Origin of the sequence: Bacillus sp. FSL M8-0025, assembly GCF_037975475.1 — a bacterium.
GTDB lineage: Bacteria > Bacillota > Bacilli > Bacillales > Bacillaceae > Bacillus > Bacillus subtilis.
In genome coordinates, this window is the sequence record NZ_CP150258.1 from 3,862,723 (window position 1) to 3,886,648 (window position 23,926).

Sequence of the window (23,926 nt, forward strand, 5' to 3'; positions counted from 1 at the left end):
TTTTCTTCTACACTAGACCAGTCAGGCTGTAAATCGCGATCACAGCAAATACGGCAGCCGTTTTAATGAGCGTGATCGCAAAAATATCGCGATAGGATTGCCGGTGTGTCAAACCCGTCACGGCCAGAAGCGTGATAACAGCGCCATTATGCGGCAGTGTGTCCATCCCGCCTGATGCCATTGAAATGACCCGATGCATCACCTCTGGCGGAATATTGTAAGCCTGAATCGCCTGTAAGTATTGTTCTGACATCGCGCTTAACGCAATGCCCATTCCTCCTGAAGCCGAGCCGGTGATTCCCGCCAGCGCAGTTGTCGTAACGGCGCCATTTACAAGAGGATCGGTAAAAGTATGTGAAATTCCGCTGCTCAGCTTATGAAACCCCGGCAGCGCGGCGATAATGCCGCCGAACCCGTACTCGGCACCCGTATTCATAGATGCCAGCAAGGCGCCGCCGATCCCTTCATTCAGCCCTTCCTTCATTTGGGCAAACACACTTCTCCAATCAAATAAAATCGTTGTGATGATGCCAATCACTAAAGCAATCTCCACCGACCAAATAGCAGCCGCTGAAGAAATATCAAGCCTGCCGAACTCCTTTAATCCTATGGAAGAAAAATCAAATCCATTCGGATACCACTTTGGCAGGTAAATGGTGAAATATTTATTCACTGCACCGACGAGAATAAGCGGGACAAAGGCAAGCGCGTGCCGAATCGGGCTTTTGTCCGGTTCAGCCGCGGACTCAATCGATTCAGGAGCAGGAGCATTCTGCGAATCAAAACCGCCATAGCCTTCGCCAGATGCCTGCGCTTTTTTCCGCCTTGATTCCAAATAGAGCATCCCAGCTGCCAGCACAATCACTGCGCCCATCAAGCCCAGCCAAGGGGCGGCATAAATGTCTGTTTTGAAAAACGACGTCGGAATGACATTTTGGATTTGCGGCGTTCCCGGAAGTGCGTCCATCGTAAACGTAAAAGCCCCTAAAGCAATCGTTCCCGGGATGAGGCGTTTCGGTATATTTGCTTCTTGGAACATGTTTTTCGCAAAAGGATATACGGCAAATACGACAACAAACAGGCTGACACCGCTGTACGTCAAGACAGCACCCATCAGCACAATGGCAAGTATCGCTCTTTTTGCCCCGACAAGCCGGACAATTGTTTTCGCGATTGATGCCGCAAGCCCGGCCATTTCAACGACCTTTCCAAAAATGGCACCGAGCAAAAACACTGGGAAATACAGCTTAATAAAACCCGCCATCTTCTCCATAAAAATTGATGAGAAAAAAGGAAGCACATGGCTTGGATCTGTCAGCAGCACCGCGAATAACGCGCAAATCGGCGCAAACAATATGACAGAAAATCCCCGATACGCCGTAAACATCAGCAAACCTAACGCCAATAGAATGATGATCAGTTCCACACACACATCCCCCGTTTCCGCGAACTAGAAAGCGTTTACAAAAACCTGTCCGCATCGGCTGTTTCCGTCCCCTTTCCATATATGTACGAGAAGCATGGGCCAACTATTCCGATTAAAAAAGGAAAGCTCCTTTTTTCGGAGCTTTCCTCTGCCATTCATTTCATTCCTATTAGGATATCAACATCAACCGTAATATCGGCTGTTTTCATCTCTTTCAGGAGGCTGACTCGATCTTTCGGCGCCGACCAGGCAAGCGGCGTCATCTTGAGAAGCCAGTGGATCGCCTGCTGGTCAAGCGTTTTAACATAGCGCAGCCTGACAGGACGGCTGTGTGCAGCATTTGCTGTAAAACGCTCAACAGCTGCCGCATTGGAATACGTGCGCCTTGGTGAATCAGTATATAAAAATTGCCTTAATTCTATTAAATAGTCGCTTCGCGGCACTACTTTTACGAGCATGCCATCATTCTTCAGCAGTCTATGAAACTCTGCATAATTGGACGGCGAAAAAATAGACAGCACAACATCAAATTGGCGATCATGAAAAGGAGCACGCGCCACATCGGCAACCGCCCACATCTGATCTTTGAATGCCTTAGAAGCTTTTAAGATCCCATCCTTCGAAAGATCTATGCCGGTTCCTATCGCTGCTTTCCCTGCATAATCAAACCCGCAAAGCGCATTCAAATGAGAACCCTCACCGCAACCGCTGTCCAGGATGGTAAATGCCTCATGACCAGATGTGGGATGACTGATGAGTTCTGCAATCGCCTCATGGAGCGGGTCAAAAAAACCACATTCTCCAATCAGCCTGCTCCTCGCTTCAAAAAGCTTAGCACCGTAACTGGTTTTGACCGGCTTCGTCAGAAAGTTCACGTAGCCGTGCCGAGATAGATCAAATGTATGTCCTCGTTCTGTACAAATCAAGCTTCTCCCTGATGCCGCATCCATAGAAGAATCGCAGAGCGGGCATCGAAACATGCTGAAATCAACTGTTCGCTTCATGATAAAAAACACCCCATTCATTCATTTTTAGATAAATGAAAAAGGCATAGACAAATAAACCTAGGCCTATCTCAAAAATTGGCCAGGTCTGGCAGTTTGTCTACACCTGTCATTATCTATAACGAATGAATTGGATAATCATGAAAAAAACTCCCTTTCTGCTGTATGGGTTTCCCCATTTCCATCATACAACAAATCTCCAGGAGCTGGAACCTTATAGTGAAGAAAAATCAGTACTGACATGCTGGTATCCCGCCAACATCATATCAGCATAGCAATCCAGCATGTTTTTCCTTTATTTTCTCATTTTAGAATATAAATTTTATTATTGTGAAAATAGTTAAAAAGGTTGATTTTCAAAAAGTGAAAGGATAAAATACTGCTATCATCTTAGAAAAAGACATTCTTGTATATGATCAGTAATATGGTCTGATTGTTTCTACCTAGTAACCGTAAAAAACTAGACTACAAGAAAGTTTGAATAAATTTGAACGAGTTGAAAAGGACAAGTTCTTTTCTGTTTGCTCTTATTTTTCACACTTTCTGCACTTCCAGAATTTGTGAAGGATAAGAGCTTTTTTTGTTTCCATAATAACCCTCATAGGAGTTGCTATCATGTACTTTTTACTAAACCTTGTCGGTCTCATTGTGATTATGGCAGTTGTATTCCTATGTTCTCCGCAGAAAAAGAAAATCAAGTGGCGCCCGATCATGACGTTAATTGTTCTGGAATTGCTGATTACTTGGTTTATGCTGGGAACAAAAGTCGGAAGCTGGGCCATCGGTAAAATCGGTGATTTCTTCACTTGGCTGATTGCTTGCGCCAGTGACGGTATCGCGTTTGCCTTTCCGTCAGTGATGGCGAATGAAACAGTAGACTTTTTCTTTAGTGCGCTTCTTCCAATTATCTTTATCGTCACATTCTTTGATATTTTAACGTATTTCGGCATTTTGCCTTGGCTGATTGATAAAATCGGATGGGTGATTTCTAAGGCTTCCCGCTTGCCGAAATTAGAAAGCTTTTTCTCTATTCAAATGATGTTCCTGGGAAATACCGAAGCACTTGCGGTTATCCGCCAGCAGCTAACGGTTTTAAGCAACAACCGCCTGCTCACATTCGGCTTAATGAGCATGAGCAGCATCAGCGGCTCCATTATCGGATCTTATCTGTCAATGGTGCCTGCGACATACGTGTTTACAGCCATTCCTTTGAACTGCTTAAACGCTCTGATTATCGCAAACCTGCTGAATCCTGTTCACGTGCCGGAGGATGAAGATATCATCTATACACCGCCTAAAGAAGAGAAGAAAGACTTTTTCTCTACGATTTCTAACAGTATGCTTGTCGGCATGAACATGGTTATCGTTATTTTGGCAATGGTGATCGGATATGTCGCATTAACGTCAGCAGTTAATGGCATTCTTGGCATTTTCGTACACGGCCTGACCATCCAGACGATTTTTGCTTATCTGTTCAGTCCGTTCGCATTCCTGCTTGGATTGCCAGTGCACGATGCGATGTATGTTGCTCAGCTGATGGGCATGAAATTGGCAACGAACGAGTTTGTTGCGATGCTTGACTTGAAAAACAATCTCAAATCCCTTCCGCCTCACACCGTTGCGGTGGCGACGACATTCCTGACGTCCTTTGCAAACTTCAGTACTGTCGGCATGATTTACGGCACGTACAATTCGATCCTTGACGGAGAAAAGTCAACGGTCATCGGGAGAAACGTGTGGAAACTGCTCGTCAGCGGAATTGCGGTATCTTTATTAAGTGCTGCGATTGTCGGCCTGTTTGTTTGGTAGAAACATTGAGCCATATCCCTTTTCGGATATGGCTCTTTTGATTATTGATAAATAGAGGCTGGCACCTGCACATCCCGGATTCCCGCTGCATAAGGCCCCAAGTCATACTGGCCGAAGACGATGGCAATCCCGTTTGCCGTAAAGTAAAACATTGTGTCTCTGTTTAGGGTTATATCCTCTTTCTTTACATCAGGGAAAAACAGCTCATCGTGTTTTTTGATATAGCTATATAGGTAATCTCTCGTTTTGCTGACTTTTGTTTTGGTGTTCAGAATCTGATCCAGCGTAACCCGCTTTTGTGCTTTCAAGTCATAGTTGAAGGACTGGACAGACGTTAGACCGTGGGCGCCCCCTGAATAGATATAATTGAGTGTTTGAATGCTGAGCTTGCCTGCCGCATTGTATTTGACGCTGAAGGATGTTTGATATTCCGTTTTAAAGCCCTGCTGTTCGCCTGCTTTTTTGTTTTTCAGGTATTCCTGATACGATTGTTCAATGTAGGCTTTCAGCTCTTGATTGATTTTCTTTTCAAACGCGGCATTCCCGACGTGATGCACTTGTGGATACGTTAACTCCTTGATCTTTTTGTACGTATGGGTGCTGACAGTCGGTGTTTTCGCTTGAACTGCTTTTAAAGATGGGGCCGCATATGCAAATACGGAAAAAAGCAAGACTGCAATGCCCGCGGCTTTCAGCATTTTATTCCATTTCATACAATCTCCTCCTTTGATGTCGTTGTTTATCATTCCCTTATTTAAGCAATACACACTTTTATAGACTGATTAAATCGAAAGAAGTTTCTAGGTCTAACAGCATGATTTTTCCAATAAAAAAAGAGACACAGGATGTCTCTTTTTTTACTGTTTGCGCCCAGAAATCGCTTCATGAACGGCCTGTGCCAAATCTGTATTTCCGAACATCTCTAATACCGCAATGACAGTCTGGTCCGGAATGTGCTCTGCTTCGTGTTTTGGCACGACCAGATCGTCCATGGTTTTTTTCAAGCTTTCATTCAGCTTTTGCTGCGGATACGCTTTGGCGTACAGCTCCATCGGATCAAGATCATGGTTCACGCACCACTGGGCAAACACCAAAATCATCATATTTTCATCGCGTTCGTAAGCTTCAGCGAGCTGTTTTTCGTTCATTGGTCATGCTCCTTATGAAAAGTATCTTCCTTAAAGATACAGGAGCCGATCAAATTCGTCTATCCCAATGGCGATGAGCAGCAACCGCATCGATAAATGCCTTGCTGAAAGCGGTGTAGTCAGGTTCATCTTTAGCCGTTACGATGCCTGGCCCCTCTGTTGTCCCGACAGAGGATTGAAGAAGGTCAATTCCTTCATTTGCCGCACCGATCGCCTTGTAGTGATTGTAAGCTTCTCTGATAAACGCCATCGCTTGTTTGTTGTCTTTTAACTCCAGTCCTCCTGCGGCATAGACGGCATCATACAGAACAGAATCAACCGTCAGGAACGTGCCGTTGGCCTCAAGCTGCTGTCCGCTGCCGCTTGTCATATACCCCAGATTTTGACTGATGATATCCACTGTGATTCCTTCTTGCTTTAAGGCTTCCAGCACTGTTTGCAGCTCTTTTTCATGAAATCCGTTTCCGGCGAGTACAGCGACTTTTCTTGTTGACGCGGTTTTCACTGTACGGGCTTGGCTTAACGCAGGCGAAGTAAGAATTTCTTTAGATGCTTTACGCTTCGCGGGCGCCGCCACGCCTACTCCTTTGGCGATTTCTTCTGCTAAATCTGCATCGACATTGCTGAAGACATCAACGACCTGCCGCTGTACGTCTTTGCTTTTGACCTTCCCGACCTCGAAGCAGAAAGCAGAAATGATATGCTTTTTCTCCACAGGAGACATGCTGTTCCAGAAAAGCTTCGCCTGTGAGTAATAATCGTTGAAGCTGTCGCTTCGCTGGCGGATTTTTTTGCCCTCGACTTTTTCCTGATAGTGGACGTAGCCGCCTTCTTCAGCTGTCGCTGGCGACGGATCATTGTTTTGCAGTGAGTTTTTATGATAAGCGACAGGTCCCTTATTGATCGTCATCCGGTGATAGCCGTCGTATTGATTGTTATGGAATGGACATACCGGCCGGTTAATCGGAAGTTCATGGAAGTTCGGACCGCCAAGACGGATGAGCTGTGTGTCTGTATAAGAGAAAAGCCGTCCCTGCAGGAGCGGGTCATTTGTAAAGTCGATGCCCGGCACGACATTTCCCGGGTGGAATGCGACTTGTTCTGTTTCCGCAAACACATTATCCTGGTTGCGGTTCAGCGTCATTTTCCCAATGATCTTCACCGGCACAAGCTCTTCCGGCCACAGCTTAGTCGGATCAAGAATATCAAAATCAAACTTGAATTCATCTTCCTCATCAATCATCTGCACGCCGAGCTCGTATTCAACCTTGCCGCCGTTTTCAATTGTTTCCCACAGGTCACGGCGATGGAAATCCGGATCTTTCCCTGCAATTTTCTGCGCTTCATCCCATACGAGAGAATGCACGCCGAGCACCGGCTTCCAGTGAAATTTCACGAAACGTGCCTTTCCTTGTTCATTGACAAAACGGAACGTGTGCACGCCGAAGCCCTCCATCATTCTGTAGCTGCGGGGGATGCCTCTGTCAGACATCGTCCACATCACCATGTGGGCAGACTCAGGGTTATTGGCGACAAAATCCCAAAACGTATCATGGGCAGTCGCGGCCTGAGGCATTTCATTGTGTGGCTCAGGCTTAAACGCATGAACCAAATCCGGAAATTTGATTGCGTCTTGAATGAAAAACACCGGAATGTTATTTCCCACAAGGTCATAGTTTCCTTCTTCAGTATAAAATTTTGTCGCAAAGCCTCTGGCATCCCGCACCGTGTCTGCGGAGCCTTTAGAACCCGCAACCGTAGAGAAACGGACAAATACCGGTGTCTTCACCGAAGGGTCCTGAAGAAATTTGGCCCGTGTATATTCCGTCATTGGTTCGTAAACCTGAAAAAAGCCATGCACGCCATACCCGCGTGCATGCACAACGCGCTCCGGAATCCTCTCATGGTCAAAGTGCGTCATTTTCTCCCGGAAATGAAAATCCTCCATCAGCGTCGGGCCGCGAACCCCGGCTTTTAACGAATGCTCATCCTCTGACACTCGCAAGCCTTGGTTTGTCGTCATTTTCTTCCCGCTGTTATCGGCCCTGTACTGCTCAAGCTGCTCGTCCTTTGAGTGTTCATTTACACGTTTGTTTTGGTCATCACTCATGTCTGCTCCCCCTTTTTAAAACGAAACATTCTACAGCACATTTACCCGTGGCGTTCTTCATATAAACTGCTAATCCGCTCATTAGGATTTTTGGTCTACATATAAATATGCGGTCATACACATTTGAAATAAGCCTTCTTCACAGAAAGAAAGGATGGAAGCGCTTACTAAAAAAGCTGTTGAATAGGGGAGGTCATATCATGCTTGCCATACTCGGTTTTGTGATGATGATTGTCTTTATGTACCTTATTATGTCTAACCGGCTTTCCGCTCTTATTGCTTTGATTGTCGTTCCTATTGTGTTCGCCCTGATCAGCGGATTTGGCAAAGATCTCGGCGAGATGATGATTCAGGGCGTTACAGACCTCGCCCCTACCGGTATCATGCTGTTATTCGCCATCCTGTATTTCGGCATTATGATTGACTCAGGCCTGTTTGATCCTCTCATTGCCAAAATCTTATCGTTTGTCAAAGGAGATCCGTTAAAAATCGCCGTAGGCACAGCGGTTCTGACCATGACCATTTCGCTGGACGGAGATGGGACAACAACCTATATGATTACCATTGCAGCGATGCTGCCTCTCTACAAACGGCTCGGCATGAACCGTTTGGTGTTAGCGGGAATAGCGATGCTCGGTTCGGGGGTTATGAATATTATCCCGTGGGGCGGGCCGACTGCGAGGGTTTTGGCTTCCTTAAAATTGGACACGTCAGAGGTTTTCACGCCGCTGATTCCCGCTATGATCGCCGGCATTCTCTGGGTGATCGCCGTTGCTTATATCCTCGGAAAGAAAGAGCGGAAGCGGCTCGGCGTCATTTCGATTGATCACGCACCGTCTTCCGATCCGGAGGCCGCACCGCTCAAGCGTCCCGCTCTTCAATGGTTTAACCTGCTGCTGACTGTCGCTCTGATGGCCGCACTGATCACCAGCCTGCTGCCGCTCCCTGTTCTTTTTATGACTGCGTTCGCCGTTGCCTTGATGGTTAACTATCCAAATGTCAAAGAGCAGCAGAAACGAATCTCGGCGCATGCGGGTAATGCGTTAAACGTTGTCTCAATGGTGTTTGCTGCGGGCATATTCACAGGCATTCTCTCCGGCACAAAAATGGTCGATGCCATGGCGCATTCTCTCGTTTCACTCATCCCTGATGCCATGGGCCCGCACCTGCCGTTGATCACTGCGATCGTCAGCATGCCATTCACCTTTTTCATGTCGAATGACGCCTTTTACTTCGGTGTCCTTCCCATCATCGCCGAAGCCGCTTCCGCTTACGGAATAGACGCCGCTGAAATCGGAAGGGCCTCCTTGCTGGGGCAGCCTGTGCATCTGCTCAGCCCGCTTGTGCCTTCCACCTATCTATTGGTTGGAATGGCAGGCGTCAGCTTTGGCGACCATCAAAAATTCACTATTAAATGGGCCGTGGGAACAACGATTGTGATGACGATTGCCGCACTTTTGATTGGGATTATTTCTTTCTAAATGTATGAGCTTGATCGTAGCATTGAGTACAGAGGGGAGAAGATCAAATAGGATATTATGAGTGAATAGAAGATTCATGCCAACAACTCCTCATTACAATCATAAGAGCCTGCTATATTGCAGCAGGCTCTTTCACATTTGGCATTATTTTTTTGTATAGCGCACCCAGTCATAATGAGCGTATAGCGGATTTACACCATTGTAGGAGCCAAGCCATTCATCGACACCCGTACCATTCCACAAGTTCATCATGATCTTTCCAGGTGTTGTCGGAATTTGGTTTGTTGCAGTATGTTTTAATTGCCCGTCGACATACCATTTAATAGAGTTTGGCTGCCAATCGAATGCATAAGTATGATAGGCATTGGCTGCATCAAACCCGAGATCAACAATCTTCTCATGGTTTCCTGCACCATTTGTATAATAGTTAAATTGAACCTTTGTTGTGTCTTTTCCTAAAAATTCGATATCAATCTCATCCCAAGGAGTTCCATCTGTTGGACCTGTGTAAGTAAAGAACGATGAAACGATCCCTGTGTTTTTAGCTGGTTTCATTCTGACTTCATAAAGTCCATAGCCATATGTTTGAACAGAACGGTTTTCCCCGCAGTCAAACTTGTTATAAGATGGGCTTGTTAGCGCTAAACGCATTTCACCCAATGACGTCACTGATACGTTATTAGCCCGCCACGTGCAGTTGAACATATTTCCATTCGAATAACCATCTGCTTTTTGCCAAAAACCGGAGTTATAGCCGTTAAAAGGGTCAAAAAACGATCCACCTGTTTGAGCTGAGGCAGTAGAAGTGACTGCAAACAAACTCATAAACAATCCAGTGACAAGAAGCAGCAACACTCGTTTCAGATAAGGCATATTGGCATTCCCCTTTCATTGAAAGCGTTTTCTATGTTGATCTTACATGATTCTTTTAAAAGGGAACATCGGTCAAAATAATGATAATATCGAATCTTACTGACTTGAATCCTGTAACTATCATCATCTTCCCTCTGAAAAAAATAAAAACCTAAATTACCATCAGCACAGACAGAGATGATCCGCACTCATTGTAATTTAGGTTTTGCCTGCTTTATCAGTAACAATCCTGCCATTTTCATATGTGAATGTAAGAAAAAGTGAACACAAGGAAACAAAAATGTCAGCGCTCTCATTATGCTTGTTTAACTACCCTTTCTATGTGAATGGTTAAATACAGCAGCTCGTCACTTGTGAGCTTGTGCTCATACTCCCGCTCAATGTAGGTTTGGATTTTCTTCGTGCATTCATACGCGCGATGATACTTCTCTTTCACTGTATCCAGCAAAAAATCGTCCTGGCTTTCCATGTGAGTGCCGTTAAATAGACGCTGCGCGAAAAACTTTAAGTGGGTGACGAACCGATAATAGTGAAGCGATTCTTCGTTGAATTCAATCTTAAAATGGTATTTTACAATACTCAAAATCTCTTGCATGACTTTTGTAATGTTGATGATATTGGGCATCTCTTCGTTCAGCTCGGCATTTACAATATGCAGAGCAATAAAGCCTGCTTCATCCTCTGGCAGAGACACACCAGTCTTATTTTTTACCATAACCAACGCTTCTTTGCCGATCGCAAATTCGTCTTTGTACAGCCGTTTTGTTTCCCACAGCAAGGCGTTTTTGATATCAAGCCCTTTCTGGTTGCGCTGGATGGCAAAGTTAATATGGTCGGTCAGCGACACATAGATGCTGTCGTTGAGCTTTTTGCCGAGCTGTAATTTTGCGTAGCTGATAATCTCTTCGGATACTTCCATACACTCGATCGGTATATCATACAAAAGGGTTTTGAACTTTTCTGATACATCCTTGTTATCGAGCGTGAACACTTTCTCAATGCGGGCTTCATCGACATCATCGCCGGACTTTTTCTGAAACGCGAGCCCCCTGCCCATGACGACCAATTCTTTCCCCTGTTCATTGACCACGCTGATCACATTATTGTTGATCACCTTCGCAATTTTCATGGCATGTCCCTCCAATCAACTAAGAACAGACTATATCTTGATTGTACATTCTTTTTGTACTAGGTCAATATCATCAGGGAAAGACGGAAGCTGGTCAGTACAATTCACTCCGTACCTGCTGCCCCGGCTGTTTTTGAAGCAGCGCCTCCAGATGGCGTTCAAATGATGCCTTGTCAGCTTTCTGCTTTTTGACAATGCTGTTCATGATTTTAATGCTTTCAGCGCTGTATTGTGTATATTGTTTTTTCAGCTGATCCAGCTGCTGTCTTGTCTTCTTCGCGTTTTTCGGTGTGACTTGGCCGATGAGTTTGATCATACTGTCTGCGGCCTCAAAAAAAGCGGCTCTATTTTCTGTCAGCTGCTGAATTTCGATGCGGCTCATGTCTTGATTACGCGTTTTTTGTAGCAAGGCAACCGCCTCGCTGTTTTGTTTTTTGAGCGATTTGTTCTCAAGCTTAATCGATTCGAGATTCTCCTTCGCAATGTCTGCTTCTTCTTCAGTCATGCTGATTCGCACGAAGTATTCTGGATTGCCGATTCCATAATCAAATGCTTCGCTCACTTGTATCATGGAACTGAACACAATGGCCAGCTGCCTGTCGCTTGCGAGGGCTTGGAAATCCTGCTTTTTCTTACTGCTCATCGGTTTGGCTGCGGTTTGTTTTACCGTCTTTTGATCACAGTCTGCGAACATCTGAGCCTCACCTTCACTTTCGCATGCGCTCATCACAAGAACTGTGACCAGCAGGCTTATACACAAGCCTATTCGCCTCATGCTCTGTCTCCTCTCTGCTGAATCCCTTCTGGAAAATACCATAAAATATAGTTAAATGGTACCAGATGCGCCTAACCCCAGCAATAAATCAAAAGTATGATTTGAAGCGAAAAAACATAAATATTTTGTAAAAATTGACGTGCATTCCATTCTTTTCAGGCCCATTTCTCGTACAATAGAAGTATCGTTACCGGAGAGGAGCTCTGATGATGAAACGTTTTACGAAACAAGAAAACAGCTGGGTATTATATGACTGGGCAAATTCTGCTTACTCAATTGTCGTGACCACCGCGGTATTTCCGTTATTTTATAAATCGGCAGCTGCGGAAAGCGGTGTCAGCGCCGCTCAATCGACTGCCTATTTAGGCTATACCATTGCGATTTCAACGTTTATTCTTGCGATGCTCGGCCCTATTTTAGGCACAATCGCCGACTATGAAGGGTGCAAGAAAAAGTTCTTCGGTTTCTTTGTGTCAGCCGGTGTCGCCAGCACCGCGATACTCGCCTTTATCCCTAGTGAACATTGGCTGCTATTGTTGCTGTTTTATACGATATCGGCTATCGGTTTTTCCGGCGCCAATGTGTTTTATGATGCCTTTCTCGTTGACGTCACGACTGAGAAGCGGATGAATCTCGTCTCGGCACGGGGTTTTGGCTTAGGATACATCGGAAGCACGATTCCATTTATCATCAGTATTGCTGTCATCCTGCTCGCGCAAGCAGAGACGATTCCAGTGTCTGTATCGGCCGCAAGCCAGCTGTCCTTTTTCATAACGGCTGCCTGGTGGGGGCTGTTCACCATCCCAATGATTAAACATGTCCATCAACGCTATTACATCAAAAAAGAACCTCATATTGTCATCAACAGCTTTAAGCGGCTCGGCCAAACGATGAAACGGATCAGGCAATACCGGGCACTTTTCCTCTTCTTGCTCGCTTATTTCTTTTATATCGACGGAGTCGGCACGATTATTACGATGTCGACATCCTATGGATCAGATTTAGGGATCGGTTCCTCAAGCCTCCTGATCATCCTATTTGTCACCCAGGTAGTCGCCGCGCCGTTTTCGATTGTATACGGAAAACTGGCAGAACGCTTCACGGGGAAGACAATGCTGTACGTCGGGATCGTCATTTATATGATCGTCTGCGTGTATGCCTATTTTATGGAGACAACGCTTGATTTCTGGATACTGGCTATGCTTGTCGCCACCTCGCAAGGCGGTATTCAAGCCCTAAGCCGTTCCTATTTCGCCAAGCTTGTGCCAAAGCGCCACGCCAATGAATTCTTCGGTTTTTACAACATTTTCGGAAAATTCGCCTCAATTATGGGGCCGCTGCTCATTGCCGTGACCGCCCAGCTGACCGGGAAATCCTCGACTGCGGTGTTCAGTCTGATCATTCTGTTTGTAATTGGTATTGTGATTCTTGCCTTTGTTCCGGAGGAGACCAGCGCCAATGTCAGCCAGCAGCAAAATGACCTGCCCCTTTAACTGGGAGCAGGTCATTCATCATTTATTCGCTTTATTCACCTTCAGCATTTTCCCTTTGACGGTTGTGTTCTTCATCACTTTGAGAACATGAGGGCCTTTACCATTTAAAATCTCAACGTATGAGGCATTATCCATGATCGTAATGATGCCGATGTCGTCAGCTGACACACCGTCAATTTTTGCAATCGTTCCTACAAAATCAACGGCTCTGATTTTCTTTTTCTTTCCGCCGTTAAAATACAGCTTCATAATGTCTTTATTCAGCTCTTCGCTTTTGTCTTTTTTGCTTTCCGGACGGTCATTCATTTTAGCTAGAAATTCTGGTTTCTTCCTTGCCACTTCCTCTTGAGAAGGGGCTTCTATTTTTTGAATCTCAAATCCGATATATTCTTCAATGTCGGCTAAAAACCGTTTTTCGAAGGCCGTGACAAACGAAATGGCCTTTCCTTTGTTCCCTGCGCGTCCCGTTCGGCCCGTGCGGTGGACATAGCTTTCCTTTTCAAGCGGCAGATCATAGTTGATGACAAGGGAGATATTTTCAATATCAATCCCGCGCGCGGCGACATCCGTCGCGACTAAGTAACGGTACTCGCCACGTTTAAATTCATTCATGACGTCGAATCGGTCTTCCTGAATCATTCCGCCGTGAATTTTATCGCATGGATATCCTAAGTCATCCAATTCATCGGTCAGCTGATTGACGTGCTCCTTCGTTCGGCAGAAAATGATGCAGCTGTCGGGATTCTCCGTCATCAGCACATCTTTCAGCAATGAAAATTTATGCTCTTCTCTTACTTGAATCACCGCATGTTCAATATTTCTTGTGGTAAGCCCGGCCGCTTTGATTTCGATATGCTCGGGGTTTTGCATATATTGACGGCTCAGCTTCTCGATATCCTGCGGAAGCGTCGCCGAAAACAGCATCGTCGTACGCTCAGTCGGAAGATGCTTGATAATCGCCTCCACCTGCTCAATGAAGCCCATATTCAGCATCTCATCCGCTTCATCAATGACCAAATAAGAGAGACGATCCAACGGCAGCGTGCCTTTTTCGATATGATCCAGAACACGTCCCGGCGTACCGACAACAATGTGGCTTTTTTGCTTAAGCTCAGCTTTTTGTTTATCAAAGGAGGATTTTCCAAATACTGCTGTCGCTTTGATCCGTTTAAATCGTCCGATGTTCGTGATATCTTCCTTTACTTGCACCGCAAGCTCACGGGTTGGAGTTAAAATAAGCGCCTGCGGCTTGTTTTCATCCCAATCCGCCAGCTCACAGAGAGGAATTCCGAACGAAGCCGTTTTCCCGCTTCCCGTCTGTGATTTGACGACAAGATCCTTTCGTTCAAGGGCAGCGGGGATCACGCTCTGCTGCACCTTGGTCGGTTCTGTATATCCCAGTCCTTCCAATGCTCGTAAAATGTCATGACTGATTTGATAGTTTTTAAAATGACTCATGTATAAACTCCTGTCTCTTGCAGATGTTCTCATTATACTCTAATTGACCAAGGCATATGTGTTTTGTCGAAAAATGATGTATTAAAAGCCAGCGATTCCCTGGCGTTTTAGCTCCTGAACAGCCAATCGCGCCAGTGCGTCGGCCCCCGCGCGATTCGGGTGCAGCGTATCTCCATCCATATAAAGCCCGAGTGTTCTTTCCGGACCGATCGATGTAAAGTATGCCGAGCTGAGGACATTTAAGTCAATGAGATATGTTTTTTCCTCTTCGGCCAAAGCTAAAATAGAGGCCCTGTACCATCTGTTTACAGACGAATGGATGCCTTCAGAAGTAAAATCGGTTGCCCGGCCCTGAGGCGTTGATAGGATGACGTCCGCTCCTTTCGCTTTTACCTGACGAATCATATCACGCATCATCTCTTTAAACTCCGCTTCAGATTCATTATGCTTCGGATTTGTGTCATTAATGCCAAGCTGCAATATAAAATAATCTCCCGGTTTAATATACTTCAGGATCGCCTCAAGCTGTCCATCATTTCTGAACCCTCTCGCGATCTGCCCGCCGGACGCCATGTTTCTCACTTGAAAGGTGTGTTTATCGATATAGTGAGGCAGCATCTGCCCCCAGCCCGCCTGCTTGCTGCTGTTGAGCGGATAATAATTGCACACCGTCGAGTCGCCGCCGACATAAATGGTTCGGTTCGTCACCGGCTGATCAGACAATTTCTTTATTTTCAAGGCGCTAAGCGTAAAAGCGGTGCCAACTTTCCCCTCTGTCACCAGCAGATTCAGCTGCCCGTCGGTGACGGGAATTTGGAACGTATCCTCCGCGCCATCCCCTGTCAAATTAATGACCTGAAACACGCCCTCCGCCGCCACACTGGCCCTTGCCGTATTGCCAAGCGTCACCTTCACCTCATAAAGGCCATTCGGGAGATCCACATTAAACGTGTTATTGCTTTTCGTCCCATACGCTAAAAACTGAACCGCATCACTCTTCACACCAGTCCCGGATGCCGCCACATCCCTCATATTCTCCGGTGTTTGAAAACCGTAGCCCTTTGACCGGTCATACCGATCAGACGCCCTGACACCAATATAACCAGGCTCCATCGAACCGCTTCCAAAGTCAAACTGATACACCTTCGGCTCCGCCGCCTTCACATTCTCAATCCCGCCAAAACACAGCATCAGCATCATCACAAAAACCGCTGCCATCCATTTTTTCATCAAGACTCCCCCTCTATGAAAACGCATACATTAATGCATACTCGGTGATTGTTTCTTTATGATGACTGGATGCAGAAAAAAATTGCGTTGACAAACAAAAAGGAAGATTTCATTATATCAATAAGTGATATATCATTAGTTGATATAAGAAATGAGGTGACCGCTTGCCAAAGCAGCGTCCGCAGGAAATGGGTCAGCTTACCGATCCAGCCTATTATATTGTCCTAACCTTGCTGGAGCCAAAACACGGATATTCGATCATGCAGGAGATTGAGGACATGACCGATGACTCCTTTACGATCGGCCCGGCTACCTTATATACATTGTTAAAGAAATTACTGCAAGAAGGGATCATTGAGCTTGTCAACAATGACAACCCGCGCCGCAAAGTGTACCAAACCACCTTGCACGGCCAAGAACTACTCAAAAAAGAAATTCAGCGCAGAAAAGTGATGGCTGAACACGGTCAACGTGCTTTTCAACAATTGAAAGGGGATTAGTCATGAAACAGAAAAAATTTATGATGTCTGAAGGATTGGCCTTTTCAGAAGAAAAGGATATGAAGAGACTAAATGATATGGCCAGCAAAGGCTGGGTACTCGATTCTTTTGCGTTTATGGGGTATAAGCTTAGAAAAGCTGAGCCGCGGAAATTGATCTACAGTATTGATTATCATGATGTTGAGGAAGAAAGCTTGGCGGAATACACCGTGATGTTTGAAGCGGCCGGATGGGAATATGTTTGCTCTTCACAAGGTATGCATATCTTTTCGGCTGAGCCCGGAACTTCGCCGATATACAGTGATCAATCCACCATGAGAGAGAAATATAAAAGAAGCGAAAAAGACGTTCGAAACGTAACCTGCACCTTGAGCTTCCTGACTCTCTTGTCAATTGCACTCCATTATGTAACCGGATTATCAAATTGGGTGCCTTTGGCTTTCCTGATTGTGACTTTTCCATTTCTCATGACATATGCGGCAACAAAAGCAAGAACGCTTGGAAAGTGGGGAAAATCAGTGTGACTTCTTGTCACACTTGATCACATCCCATCCTCCGCAATAGAAACTCATCTGATCTTCTTGATCATACACATAATAACGGAGTCTTTCCCATTGATCGTCAGTCGGTTCAATCTCCAACTCAACCGCATCGATGGATTCAAGGTCATCCAGCTTTGATGCACTAATGTCTTCAAACCGCAAATGAATGTCACAGGTTTGAGCTGATAGTTTTAATTCAAACACAGGAATTTGAATATAACGATCATCTTCTTTCATATAGAAAGAAAACTCGTTTAATGTAAATGGACCTGTATCCTCATCAGAAAGATGCTTTTTCAATTTCTCGTATTGTGTGATATTCAAATGGATTCCCCCTATTTTTAGTTACCGCCAACCATATAGATGTCTACAGCATCGTATTCAAACCACATGATCCGTTCACCTGAGTCCGTCAGGCATTGGAGTTTGCCTTCGGAAAAATAGCTTTTATCCGGTTGAGGATCAGTGATCAGAAAAACATCATCATTGATGGAAGCTAACAGAAAGAGAAGTCTTGCAATGTCCCAATCTGCTCTCTGTAATATGGATTGGAAATGGAGTTCTCTTTTCGCTAGTTTTATCACCTTGTAAGCATAACCTTCAAAGTACTCGGACAGGTCTTCTATAAATGAACCAGTCGTTATTACCTGTATCATGATTCGATCGTAGGCAAGCCCTGCCCAAAAACGATAAAACGACTCTGCATCTTCAAGTTCGCATGACATAACGGTTTGGTCAGACTTAAGCTTGATCATGTCCAAATTGCCAATACTGCTTATAGAGGTTATTTCCATAAAATCTTCCCCTTATCAGTTGGATAGCGCAACGCAAATCTCTTGTCTGACTTGTTCATACAAGAGAATGTGATGATACAGATCTTTATCGTTTTTGATCATATCCGGAAGTATGTCAGGATACAGCTCAAAAAAGCTTTTCTCCAACGAACGCCGCTGATGCCCGGACATCCTTTTATTCGCCAGCACATAATCCAAACTGCCATCAACTAGCATAAAAAACTCATAGATTTCCGCTTCAAAGCCGTACAATTCATCAGGATACGGCGTTTCTTCAAGCTCTCGCTGTCTTTTTCTCAGCTTTTGAAGCACGTTGATCCTCTCCTCACCCTATTCAACTTCCATCACCTCATATTGCCGGCAATAAAAGCGGAATGTCTGCTCTTCCCATTCTTCCACAAGGTACGTGCCTTGTGGTTGCATTTCAATATGGAGAAGTCCATCTGATAGATTCGATAGGGTTTCGATTTCTCGTATCGTAACGACTGAAACGTCTTTGAATATGACAACAATCGTACGTGAATGATAAACAGCTGCTAACTCAATCGTATAAATGGCACCAAGCACGTGATCTGTTTCTCGATAAAAACGCCATTTCTTGATATGCTGAAACAAAATAGGAGTAGCTCCTGAAATACTCAATTTTGATTCCTCCGTTAATAGCGTCTCTATACTCCATACTCACAGTAAGGCTTCAAGTCAGGAAAAGAATCCTTCAACATTCTTTCTATGTTTTCATCGGTCACTGTAAATATAATATCTGTTGAATCAAAGAAACCGACTTCGAAAATACATTCTTTCACAGGGGAGATATAATCATCTTCATAAAAGTCAGCATTCCCATCAACAAACGGAACTTGTGTTATATCATACAGTATCGTCTCTTTAGGCACAGCAGTTAAAATAGAAAATATCACATAAATCTCATATTCATTTAATATACGATGAAATTCCTCACCTGTGATAAAAAGATAGTCTTCACGCTCGCCAATGATATCGTTCCAATGATCCTTATCCGAGGATACATCCATCATATTTAAAATATCGCCAATGACCCAATGATACTCAGTGATACGTAGGGGGAATTGTTTGAAAAAATCATTTAAGAGAAAAAGTTCAGAATTTGCACATTCCAGACAATACCTGCTCATATGTGCCTCAACCTCCCCCTAATAAAAGCCCTTCTTACAACTCATACTTAATCAATTCCTCCATCGAGGTTCCCTTGAAATATTGATAAAGAATATCCTCAATACTAAGGTGACCAAATAGCCCAATCGGGTTGCTAAAGGTCTTCCCCCGTTTTTTATCAACCTCTATTAAATCACTCTCTGCCGCTAATGAATCGTCTTGGCTAATGAGGTATTTTCCATCTTCATACATGACAAATGTTATAGTAGAATGATCAAATTTTTTCATCAAATCTATCGGCACCTTGGAAACAACCTTCCAATTCCCCTGAAGAAAGCCTGTATATCCTGTATTCGCAATAAAAAGGGTTCTTTGCTTTTCTGCCATCATGAGAGAAATGTCTTTTTTACTCAAGCGTTGATCTGTAAAAATATCAAAATACTGAATGAGAAGATCATCATTTTTATCTGTTGCTAAATCTCCTTTTACCACTAATGCATATGTGAACTGATTGATTTTCCGTAAAGGGATTTCAATGACAACACCAGGCCTAACTTCACTTAAAGTAGTTCTTTTTTTCATCTTTAGGTTGATGTCAGTGACTTGTTTTCCTTCTAATTCTTTAAAAAGCGAATCGCCGTCTGAGTTTAATACCTGAAAGAGGGTATAAACAAATTCATTTAGAGTAGGCTTACGATCCAATTGTTCAAGGAACACAGCGTGAAAATCTTCGATGGCGTCGTGACAAATATCCAAACCATCATCACTTACGAATATCTTTTTATTTTTATATTTCTCTTCCCAAAAGCCCATGTTTCACCTCCGTTTTTCAGAACACTCATCTATTTTGAAACAGGATAGGCGGATCATGATCTATCGCCTCCAACAGCTCTTCACCAAACACAGTGATTGTCAATTTCCACGGGTCTCCCAAAAGTCCCCAGGAGAAGTCCTGATGAAAAAAGAAATAATAGTCTCCATTTGGAAATACGGGAACAGGCCATTCGCCAAATTCATCCTGAGGCATTGTCTGATGAGGGCTAAAAATATATCCGTCATGCTGCCAGTCTAATGCGTACATCACATCGTGTTTTCCAGTACATGATTGAAATGCTTTTAAAATCGAAGTCTCTAAATCATTCAGCACTCTGACCACATCATCATTACTGGCTTTACCGCTCATCCCGCTTGAAATATCAAACACTTGATATGGATCAGGCGGAATGATGTGATGGCATCTGCTTCCGGGTTTCCATTTTATGATCTTGTTCACTTCTGACCAGATGCGGTCTTGTTTTGTCTGACTTAAAGCGCGCCAATTCATCATAATCTCATCCCTACACCTTATTGGATATCCTGCTTATAAACACCAGAAGAGACCACTGCGTAAACAGCGTTACTCGACAGTTTCAGCTGTTGAACATCTAGGGCTGCACCATTCGAATCACAACACTTCACTTCTTGCATCGGCAGACTCACATCGGCAGAAATCAAATAAAGAGACGGCTCTAGCTCTTCACTGTAACAATTGAACGTCCCAACCAAAAAACCTTCTTCGGATATCGCGAGCTGATCAAATGCTTCTGAGTCCGGCTCTTTATCCGACAGAATCCACACTCGTCTCACGACCGTTTCGTCTTAATTTTTAAATTTGCAGAGTATATATAATCATTACTATCGCTTTTTAATACCAACTAAGTTTTCAATATATTATATGCTCTATTGTTTTATATTTTTTTCAAGCCAATCATAGTCATTAAGAATTGATATTTCATCAAAATAGTACATTCACTTTTCCTTTTACTAATTGAGAAAGCTTTTTTTTGCACCAAGAATTTGAAATAACTGTATTATTGATTTAACATGTTAGCGTCATTGGAATAGGATTACAATATTTTTCTGGAATGTTTATGTTATTTTAAGAATCAAAAAAAGGCCGCATAGGCCTTTTTACATTTTCCATTATTGCATTTGTTCAATCTCCGTACCCTCAGCTGTCACATTCGCCTTCCCCTGCCTCCTGACAAGCGTCAAGGCCATGCCCGCAAAGATCATTACGATGCCAAGCGTTTGATAGAGGTCAGGGCGGAAGCCTGTGAAGACAGTATCGAGCACGATCGCGACAGCGGGGTCGAGAAATACAATGATTGAAATAAATTTCGTTGATAAAAATCGCAAACTGTCAAAAAACAGCAAATATACAATACCCGTATGGATGATGCCGGTAGATACCACCATAATCCAGTTTCCCTGAGATAGGTCAGCAAAAGCGCCAAAGTGAATAAACGGAATCAGGATGATAACCCCTAAACCCGTCTGCAAGAAGGTGGTCGTGTAAGGACTGAGATTGTGAATGCCTTTTCCCAATAAAGTGGTGAACGCATAAAACAGTGCGGCGAGAACTGCCCATATGATCCCTGATCCCATCAGCTGTGTCAATGAAGTGCTGCCGTTAATCCCGGAAATCAGCGCAGTTCCCAGAAAGCAGATGATAATGGAGCTGACGGAGATCACATTTAATTTCTCTCTGTAGAAGAAGCTCCCCAGAAGAAGAACAAGCACCGGCGCTAGATGATAAACGGAGATGGCAATTGTAACGGACGTTTCTTCAAAAGACTTAAATAAGAACACCCAGTTGAATACAAGAAAGAAACCGCACGCCAATGTTTGCAGCACGTCTCTCTTGCTCCATTTTTCAGTTTTATACTGGCCGGACGCCAGCCAGCAAAGGCCTAAAAACAGCGTCGCGCAAAGGCAGCGGACAAAGACCAATTCAAATGACGGCAGATTGGTATGCTCTGAGAAAAAGCCGATGGAGCCGAAAATCACCATAGAGATGACCATTTTGATTACGGCTGTTGATTTTTGTTTTGACGATATGGAAAGATCCTGTTGCATCAAACGTATTCTACCTCCAATACTGCATAGCATAAACTGTTTTTTGTGAATTCAGAAATCTACACATATAATTCCTCTTTTTTACATGTAGATATTATAACACTTCTATTCTAAATAAAAAAAAGCGCCCAAGGGCGCTTTTTTTACAAATCTATCGAACAATCAAAACCGGGCATGTTGATAATTGAGACACTTTATGGCTGACGCTTCCAAGCATCATTTCTTTCAGGCCGCTGATCCCCCGGCTGCCAACTACAATCAGGCTGACGCCTTTCTCTTTTGCGTGATTTAGTATCTCATGCGCCGGCTCGCCATTCGCGTAAATGGTTTCAGCTTGAACGCCTTTTTCGGCTGCTTTTTCTTTTGCATTCTCAAGGACTTTCAGGCCCTCTTTTTTAACCTCGTTCCTGATTTCATCAATAAAGTGTTCAGGCACATAGACAATTCCCGTCAGAGAAGAAGTCGTGACGACGGCTTCTCTCCCCACATGAAGAATGCTTAGGTCCGCTTGCTGCTCTTTTGCCAAATGCACTGCGGCATCAAGGGCTTTTGCACTCATGTCTGATCCGTCAATCGCTACTAACATTTTGTTAAACATGCTCTTCCCGCCTTTCGGACTGTGGGTGGTTCATCTTTCTCTTTTATTGTCTGCCTGCATTTCGTTATTGTCAATTGAAGTGCATGAGTTTTCAAAAAATTGTCAGAGACTCTCTCCGTTTGTGGCGATGACCTGCTGATACCAGTTGAAGCTTTTTTTCTTGATGCGATTAAATGTTCCATTTCCTTCATTGTCCCGGTCCACATAAATGAAACCGTAGCGTTTTTTCATTTCCGCAGTAGATGCGCTGACAAGGTCAATTGGCCCCCATGATGTGTATCCGATTAATTCAACGCCGTCCGCAATGGCTTCGCGCACTTCAATTAAATGATCACGCAGATAGTTGATTCTGTAATTGTCCTGAATCGTGCCGTCCTCTTCAACTTTGTCTACAGCGCCAAGGCCGTTTTCAACGATGAACAGCGGCTTCTGATAACGGTCGTATAAGGTGTTGAGCGTGATGCGCAAGCCTTTCGGATCAATTTGCCAGCCCCATTCTGATGATTTGAGGTAAGGGTTTTTGACTCCGCCCAGCAGGTTGCCCCCTGATTTTGCAAGCTCTTCTGGATCTGTGCTCGCCGCCATCGACATGTAGTAGCTGAATCCAATATAATCCACAGTATGTTCTTTCAAGAGCTCTTCATCGCCTTCAGCCATTTCAATTTCAATATTGTTTTCTGCCAGATAGCGTTTCATATATCCCGGGTATGCGCCTCTTGCCTGAACATCTGAGAAGAAAAGTGTTTTGCGCTCATTCTCCATTGCCGCGAAGACATCCTCCGGCTTAGAAGTCATCGGATAGGTTGTCGTTGCCGCTATCATACAGCCGATTTTCGAATCAGGAATGATGTCGTGGCCCGCTTTGACAGCAAGAGCACTGGCCACAAATTGGTGGTGTGCCGCCTGGTACATCGCGTTTCGTTTGTTTTCTCCTTCTTCAAAGACAAGACCGCCTCCGGTAAACGGCGCATGGAGCACCACGTTAATTTCATTGAACGTCATCCAATACTTCACTTTGTGTTGATAGCGTTTGAAAACCGTTTTGGCATAGCGTTCATAAAACTCTATGACTTTGCGATTCTTCCAGCCGCCATAATTTTTCACTAAACCGAGCGGCATTTCATAATGAGAGATGGTTACGACAGGCTCAATATGATGCTTTAACAGCTCATCAAACAGATCATCATAAAAGCTGAGGCCTTCTTCATTGGGCTCCTCTTCATCGCCATTCGGAAAAATTCTCGTCCACGCAATCGATGTGCGGAACGCCTTAAATCCCATTTCTGCAAATAAGGCGATATCCTCTTTATAACGATGATAAAAGTCAATCCCGTTGTGATACAGATTCAAGGAAGTCATTGATTCATCAAATGGAGACATGATCCCGTTCGGCGATACGTCAGCTGTCGAAAGCCCCTTACCACCCTCGTTATAAGCACCCTCCACTTGGTTGGCAGCAACTGCGCCGCCCCATAAAAATCCTTCTGGAAATCGTTTTGCATTTGAACTCATATTGATCACCCCATT

General features: G+C 44.4%; 24 protein-coding genes, 2 pseudogenes and 1 riboswitch. Of the genes and pseudogenes, 5 read left to right on the forward strand and 21 right to left on the reverse strand.

Annotated features, from left to right (window positions below):
* Positions 1 to 7: 7 nt before the first annotated feature.
* Both MKX38_RS19950 and MKX38_RS19955 read right to left on the reverse strand, forming a co-directional pair.
* Positions 8 to 1,426, reverse strand: coding sequence for a GntP family permease (locus MKX38_RS19950; protein WP_029318622.1), 1,419 nt, complete (start codon positions 1,424 to 1,426; stop codon positions 8 to 10).
* 155 nt (positions 1,427 to 1,581) lie between these two features.
* Positions 1,582 to 2,430 carry a methyltransferase domain-containing protein gene (locus tag MKX38_RS19955; protein WP_339188131.1) on the reverse strand — a complete coding sequence of 283 codons (849 nt, stop codon included), beginning with the start codon at positions 2,428 to 2,430 and terminating at the stop codon, positions 1,582 to 1,584.
* Between the two features lie 386 nt (positions 2,431 to 2,816).
* Positions 2,817 to 2,918: riboswitch (purine riboswitch) on the forward strand.
* 127 nt (positions 2,919 to 3,045) lie between these two features.
* Here MKX38_RS19955 and MKX38_RS19960 point away from each other — a divergent pair.
* Positions 3,046 to 4,239, forward strand: a complete 1,194-nt coding sequence (locus MKX38_RS19960) for a NupC/NupG family nucleoside CNT transporter (protein ID WP_144530963.1) — start codon at positions 3,046 to 3,048, stop codon at positions 4,237 to 4,239.
* Between the two features lie 41 nt (positions 4,240 to 4,280).
* Here the strand turns inward: MKX38_RS19960 and MKX38_RS19965 are convergent, their stop codons facing one another.
* The 3 genes from MKX38_RS19965 to MKX38_RS19975 form a co-directional block, all read right to left on the reverse strand.
* On the reverse strand, positions 4,281 to 4,952 hold the full coding sequence (locus MKX38_RS19965) for a DUF3298 and DUF4163 domain-containing protein (RefSeq protein WP_339188135.1): 672 nt from the start codon (positions 4,950 to 4,952) through the stop codon (positions 4,281 to 4,283).
* A gap of 144 nt (positions 4,953 to 5,096) precedes the next feature.
* Positions 5,097 to 5,387: a hypothetical protein gene (locus tag MKX38_RS19970; RefSeq protein WP_014478421.1), complete on the reverse strand. Its 291-nt coding sequence runs from the start codon at positions 5,385 to 5,387 to the stop codon at positions 5,097 to 5,099.
* A gap of 49 nt (positions 5,388 to 5,436) precedes the next feature.
* The gene (locus tag MKX38_RS19975; protein ID WP_339188137.1) at positions 5,437 to 7,497 is read right to left on the reverse strand and encodes a catalase; all 2,061 of its coding nucleotides are present in this window, start codon (positions 7,495 to 7,497) and stop codon (positions 5,437 to 5,439) included.
* Between the two features lie 200 nt (positions 7,498 to 7,697).
* Here MKX38_RS19975 and citH point away from each other — a divergent pair, with 200 nt between their 5' ends.
* A complete protein-coding gene (citH, locus tag MKX38_RS19980; protein WP_003227205.1) occupies positions 7,698 to 8,978 on the forward strand; it encodes a citrate transporter CitH in 1,281 nt (426 codons plus the stop codon).
* 144 nt (positions 8,979 to 9,122) lie between these two features.
* Here the strand turns inward: citH and bglS are convergent, their stop codons facing one another.
* The 3 genes from bglS to MKX38_RS19995 all read right to left on the reverse strand — a co-directional run bounded on the left by bglS (position 9,123) and on the right by MKX38_RS19995 (position 11,755).
* Complete coding sequence (gene bglS, locus MKX38_RS19985) at positions 9,123 to 9,851, reverse strand: beta-glucanase (protein ID WP_021480986.1); 729 nt, start codon at positions 9,849 to 9,851, stop codon at positions 9,123 to 9,125.
* Positions 9,852 to 10,146: 295 nt separating this feature from the next.
* Entirely contained in the window at positions 10,147 to 10,980 is an 834-nt protein-coding gene (licT, locus tag MKX38_RS19990) for a transcriptional antiterminator LicT (RefSeq protein WP_003242598.1), read from the reverse strand.
* A 94-nt stretch (positions 10,981 to 11,074) separates the two neighbouring features.
* Complete coding sequence (locus MKX38_RS19995) at positions 11,075 to 11,755, reverse strand: hypothetical protein (RefSeq protein WP_014481344.1); 681 nt, start codon at positions 11,753 to 11,755, stop codon at positions 11,075 to 11,077.
* A 206-nt stretch (positions 11,756 to 11,961) separates the two neighbouring features.
* Between MKX38_RS19995 and MKX38_RS20000 the strand changes: the two genes are divergently transcribed.
* Positions 11,962 to 13,248 (forward strand): MFS transporter, encoded by a 1,287-nt coding sequence (locus MKX38_RS20000; protein ID WP_339188139.1) that lies wholly within the window; start codon positions 11,962 to 11,964, stop codon positions 13,246 to 13,248.
* 18 nt (positions 13,249 to 13,266) lie between these two features.
* Here the strand turns inward: MKX38_RS20000 and dbpA are convergent, their stop codons facing one another.
* Together dbpA and MKX38_RS20010 are read right to left on the reverse strand one after the other, a co-directional pair.
* Complete coding sequence (gene dbpA, locus MKX38_RS20005; RefSeq protein ID WP_086344497.1) at positions 13,267 to 14,706, reverse strand: ATP-dependent RNA helicase DbpA; 1,440 nt, start codon at positions 14,704 to 14,706, stop codon at positions 13,267 to 13,269.
* A gap of 81 nt (positions 14,707 to 14,787) precedes the next feature.
* Positions 14,788 to 15,936, reverse strand: coding sequence for a GDSL-type esterase/lipase family protein (locus MKX38_RS20010; protein WP_339188141.1), 1,149 nt, complete (start codon positions 15,934 to 15,936; stop codon positions 14,788 to 14,790).
* A gap of 164 nt (positions 15,937 to 16,100) precedes the next feature.
* Between MKX38_RS20010 and MKX38_RS20015 the strand changes: the two genes are divergently transcribed.
* Positions 16,101 to 16,436 (forward strand): PadR family transcriptional regulator, encoded by a 336-nt coding sequence (locus MKX38_RS20015; protein WP_339188143.1) that lies wholly within the window; start codon positions 16,101 to 16,103, stop codon positions 16,434 to 16,436.
* A 2-nt stretch (positions 16,437 to 16,438) separates the two neighbouring features.
* Positions 16,439 to 16,960, forward strand: a complete 522-nt coding sequence (locus MKX38_RS20020) for a DUF2812 domain-containing protein (protein WP_339188146.1) — start codon at positions 16,439 to 16,441, stop codon at positions 16,958 to 16,960.
* Positions 16,961 to 17,173: 213 nt separating this feature from the next.
* Here the strand turns inward: MKX38_RS20020 and MKX38_RS20025 are convergent.
* The 11 genes and pseudogenes from MKX38_RS20025 to bglH all read right to left on the reverse strand — a co-directional run.
* A pseudogene (locus MKX38_RS20025) lies at positions 17,174 to 17,302 on the reverse strand (hypothetical protein); the annotation flags it as partial.
* A 17-nt stretch (positions 17,303 to 17,319) separates the two neighbouring features.
* A complete protein-coding gene (locus MKX38_RS20030; protein ID WP_064671756.1) occupies positions 17,320 to 17,772 on the reverse strand; it encodes a hypothetical protein in 453 nt (150 codons plus the stop codon).
* Positions 17,773 to 17,787: 15 nt separating this feature from the next.
* Entirely contained in the window at positions 17,788 to 18,084 is a 297-nt protein-coding gene (locus tag MKX38_RS20035; protein ID WP_064671755.1) for a YxiJ family protein, read from the reverse strand.
* 18 nt (positions 18,085 to 18,102) lie between these two features.
* Positions 18,103 to 18,414, reverse strand: coding sequence for a hypothetical protein (locus MKX38_RS20040; RefSeq protein ID WP_032725070.1), 312 nt, complete (start codon positions 18,412 to 18,414; stop codon positions 18,103 to 18,105).
* 26 nt (positions 18,415 to 18,440) lie between these two features.
* Entirely contained in the window at positions 18,441 to 18,923 is a 483-nt protein-coding gene (locus tag MKX38_RS20045; protein WP_043858317.1) for a hypothetical protein, read from the reverse strand.
* 34 nt (positions 18,924 to 18,957) lie between these two features.
* Complete coding sequence (locus tag MKX38_RS20050; RefSeq protein WP_064671754.1) at positions 18,958 to 19,716, reverse strand: Imm26 family immunity protein; 759 nt, start codon at positions 19,714 to 19,716, stop codon at positions 18,958 to 18,960.
* Positions 19,717 to 19,741: 25 nt separating this feature from the next.
* Positions 19,742 to 20,230: a DUF2716 domain-containing protein gene (locus tag MKX38_RS20055; protein WP_172851084.1), complete on the reverse strand. Its 489-nt coding sequence runs from the start codon at positions 20,228 to 20,230 to the stop codon at positions 19,742 to 19,744.
* A gap of 17 nt (positions 20,231 to 20,247) precedes the next feature.
* A pseudogene (locus tag MKX38_RS20060) lies at positions 20,248 to 20,541 on the reverse strand (DNA-binding protein); the annotation flags it as partial.
* A 324-nt stretch (positions 20,542 to 20,865) separates the two neighbouring features.
* Positions 20,866 to 21,801, reverse strand: coding sequence for a DMT family transporter (locus MKX38_RS20065; RefSeq protein WP_339189485.1), 936 nt, complete (start codon positions 21,799 to 21,801; stop codon positions 20,866 to 20,868).
* Between the two features lie 151 nt (positions 21,802 to 21,952).
* Positions 21,953 to 22,399: a universal stress protein gene (locus MKX38_RS20070; RefSeq protein ID WP_339188155.1), complete on the reverse strand. Its 447-nt coding sequence runs from the start codon at positions 22,397 to 22,399 to the stop codon at positions 21,953 to 21,955.
* Positions 22,400 to 22,501: 102 nt separating this feature from the next.
* Positions 22,502 to 23,911, reverse strand: coding sequence for an aryl-phospho-beta-d-glucosidase (bglH, locus tag MKX38_RS20075; protein ID WP_339188158.1), 1,410 nt, complete (start codon positions 23,909 to 23,911; stop codon positions 22,502 to 22,504).
* Positions 23,912 to 23,926: the final 15 nt, after the last annotated feature.

What these genes read in the sequence shown, in the direction of transcription:
- MKX38_RS19970 (WP_014478421.1), bottom strand. Translation starts at nt 5,387, where the DNA reads ATGAACGAAAAACAGCTCGCTGAAGCTTACGAACGCGATGAAAATATG.
- MKX38_RS19965 (WP_339188135.1), bottom strand. Translation starts at nt 4,952, where the DNA reads ATGAAATGGAATAAAATGCTGAAAGCCGCGGGCATTGCAGTCTTGCTT.
- MKX38_RS19960 (WP_144530963.1), top strand. Translation starts at nt 3,046, where the DNA reads ATGTACTTTTTACTAAACCTTGTCGGTCTCATTGTGATTATGGCAGTT.
- MKX38_RS20065 (WP_339189485.1), bottom strand. Translation starts at nt 21,801, where the DNA reads ATGCAACAGGATCTTTCCATATCGTCAAAACAAAAATCAACAGCCGTA.
- MKX38_RS20050 (WP_064671754.1), bottom strand. Translation starts at nt 19,716, where the DNA reads ATGGGCTTTTGGGAAGAGAAATATAAAAATAAAAAGATATTCGTAAGT.
- MKX38_RS20070 (WP_339188155.1), bottom strand. Translation starts at nt 22,399, where the DNA reads ATGTTTAACAAAATGTTAGTAGCGATTGACGGATCAGACATGAGTGCA.
- bglH (WP_339188158.1), bottom strand. Translation starts at nt 23,911, where the DNA reads ATGAGTTCAAATGCAAAACGATTTCCAGAAGGATTTTTATGGGGCGGC.
- MKX38_RS19975 (WP_339188137.1), bottom strand. Translation starts at nt 7,497, where the DNA reads ATGAGTGATGACCAAAACAAACGTGTAAATGAACACTCAAAGGACGAG.
- MKX38_RS20000 (WP_339188139.1), top strand. Translation starts at nt 11,962, where the DNA reads ATGATGAAACGTTTTACGAAACAAGAAAACAGCTGGGTATTATATGAC.
- MKX38_RS19995 (WP_014481344.1), bottom strand. Translation starts at nt 11,755, where the DNA reads ATGAGGCGAATAGGCTTGTGTATAAGCCTGCTGGTCACAGTTCTTGTG.
- MKX38_RS20030 (WP_064671756.1), bottom strand. Translation starts at nt 17,772, where the DNA reads ATGGAAATAACCTCTATAAGCAGTATTGGCAATTTGGACATGATCAAG.
- MKX38_RS20055 (WP_172851084.1), bottom strand. Translation starts at nt 20,230, where the DNA reads ATGATGAATTGGCGCGCTTTAAGTCAGACAAAACAAGACCGCATCTGG.
- dbpA (WP_086344497.1), bottom strand. Translation starts at nt 14,706, where the DNA reads ATGAGTCATTTTAAAAACTATCAAATCAGTCATGACATTTTACGAGCA.
- licT (WP_003242598.1), bottom strand. Translation starts at nt 10,980, where the DNA reads ATGAAAATTGCGAAGGTGATCAACAATAATGTGATCAGCGTGGTCAAT.
- MKX38_RS20020 (WP_339188146.1), top strand. Translation starts at nt 16,439, where the DNA reads ATGAAACAGAAAAAATTTATGATGTCTGAAGGATTGGCCTTTTCAGAA.
- bglS (WP_021480986.1), bottom strand. Translation starts at nt 9,851, where the DNA reads ATGCCTTATCTGAAACGAGTGTTGCTGCTTCTTGTCACTGGATTGTTT.
- MKX38_RS20010 (WP_339188141.1), bottom strand. Translation starts at nt 15,936, where the DNA reads ATGAAAAAATGGATGGCAGCGGTTTTTGTGATGATGCTGATGCTGTGT.
- MKX38_RS19955 (WP_339188131.1), bottom strand. Translation starts at nt 2,430, where the DNA reads ATGAAGCGAACAGTTGATTTCAGCATGTTTCGATGCCCGCTCTGCGAT.
- MKX38_RS20045 (WP_043858317.1), bottom strand. Translation starts at nt 18,923, where the DNA reads ATGAGCAGGTATTGTCTGGAATGTGCAAATTCTGAACTTTTTCTCTTA.
- citH (WP_003227205.1), top strand. Translation starts at nt 7,698, where the DNA reads ATGCTTGCCATACTCGGTTTTGTGATGATGATTGTCTTTATGTACCTT.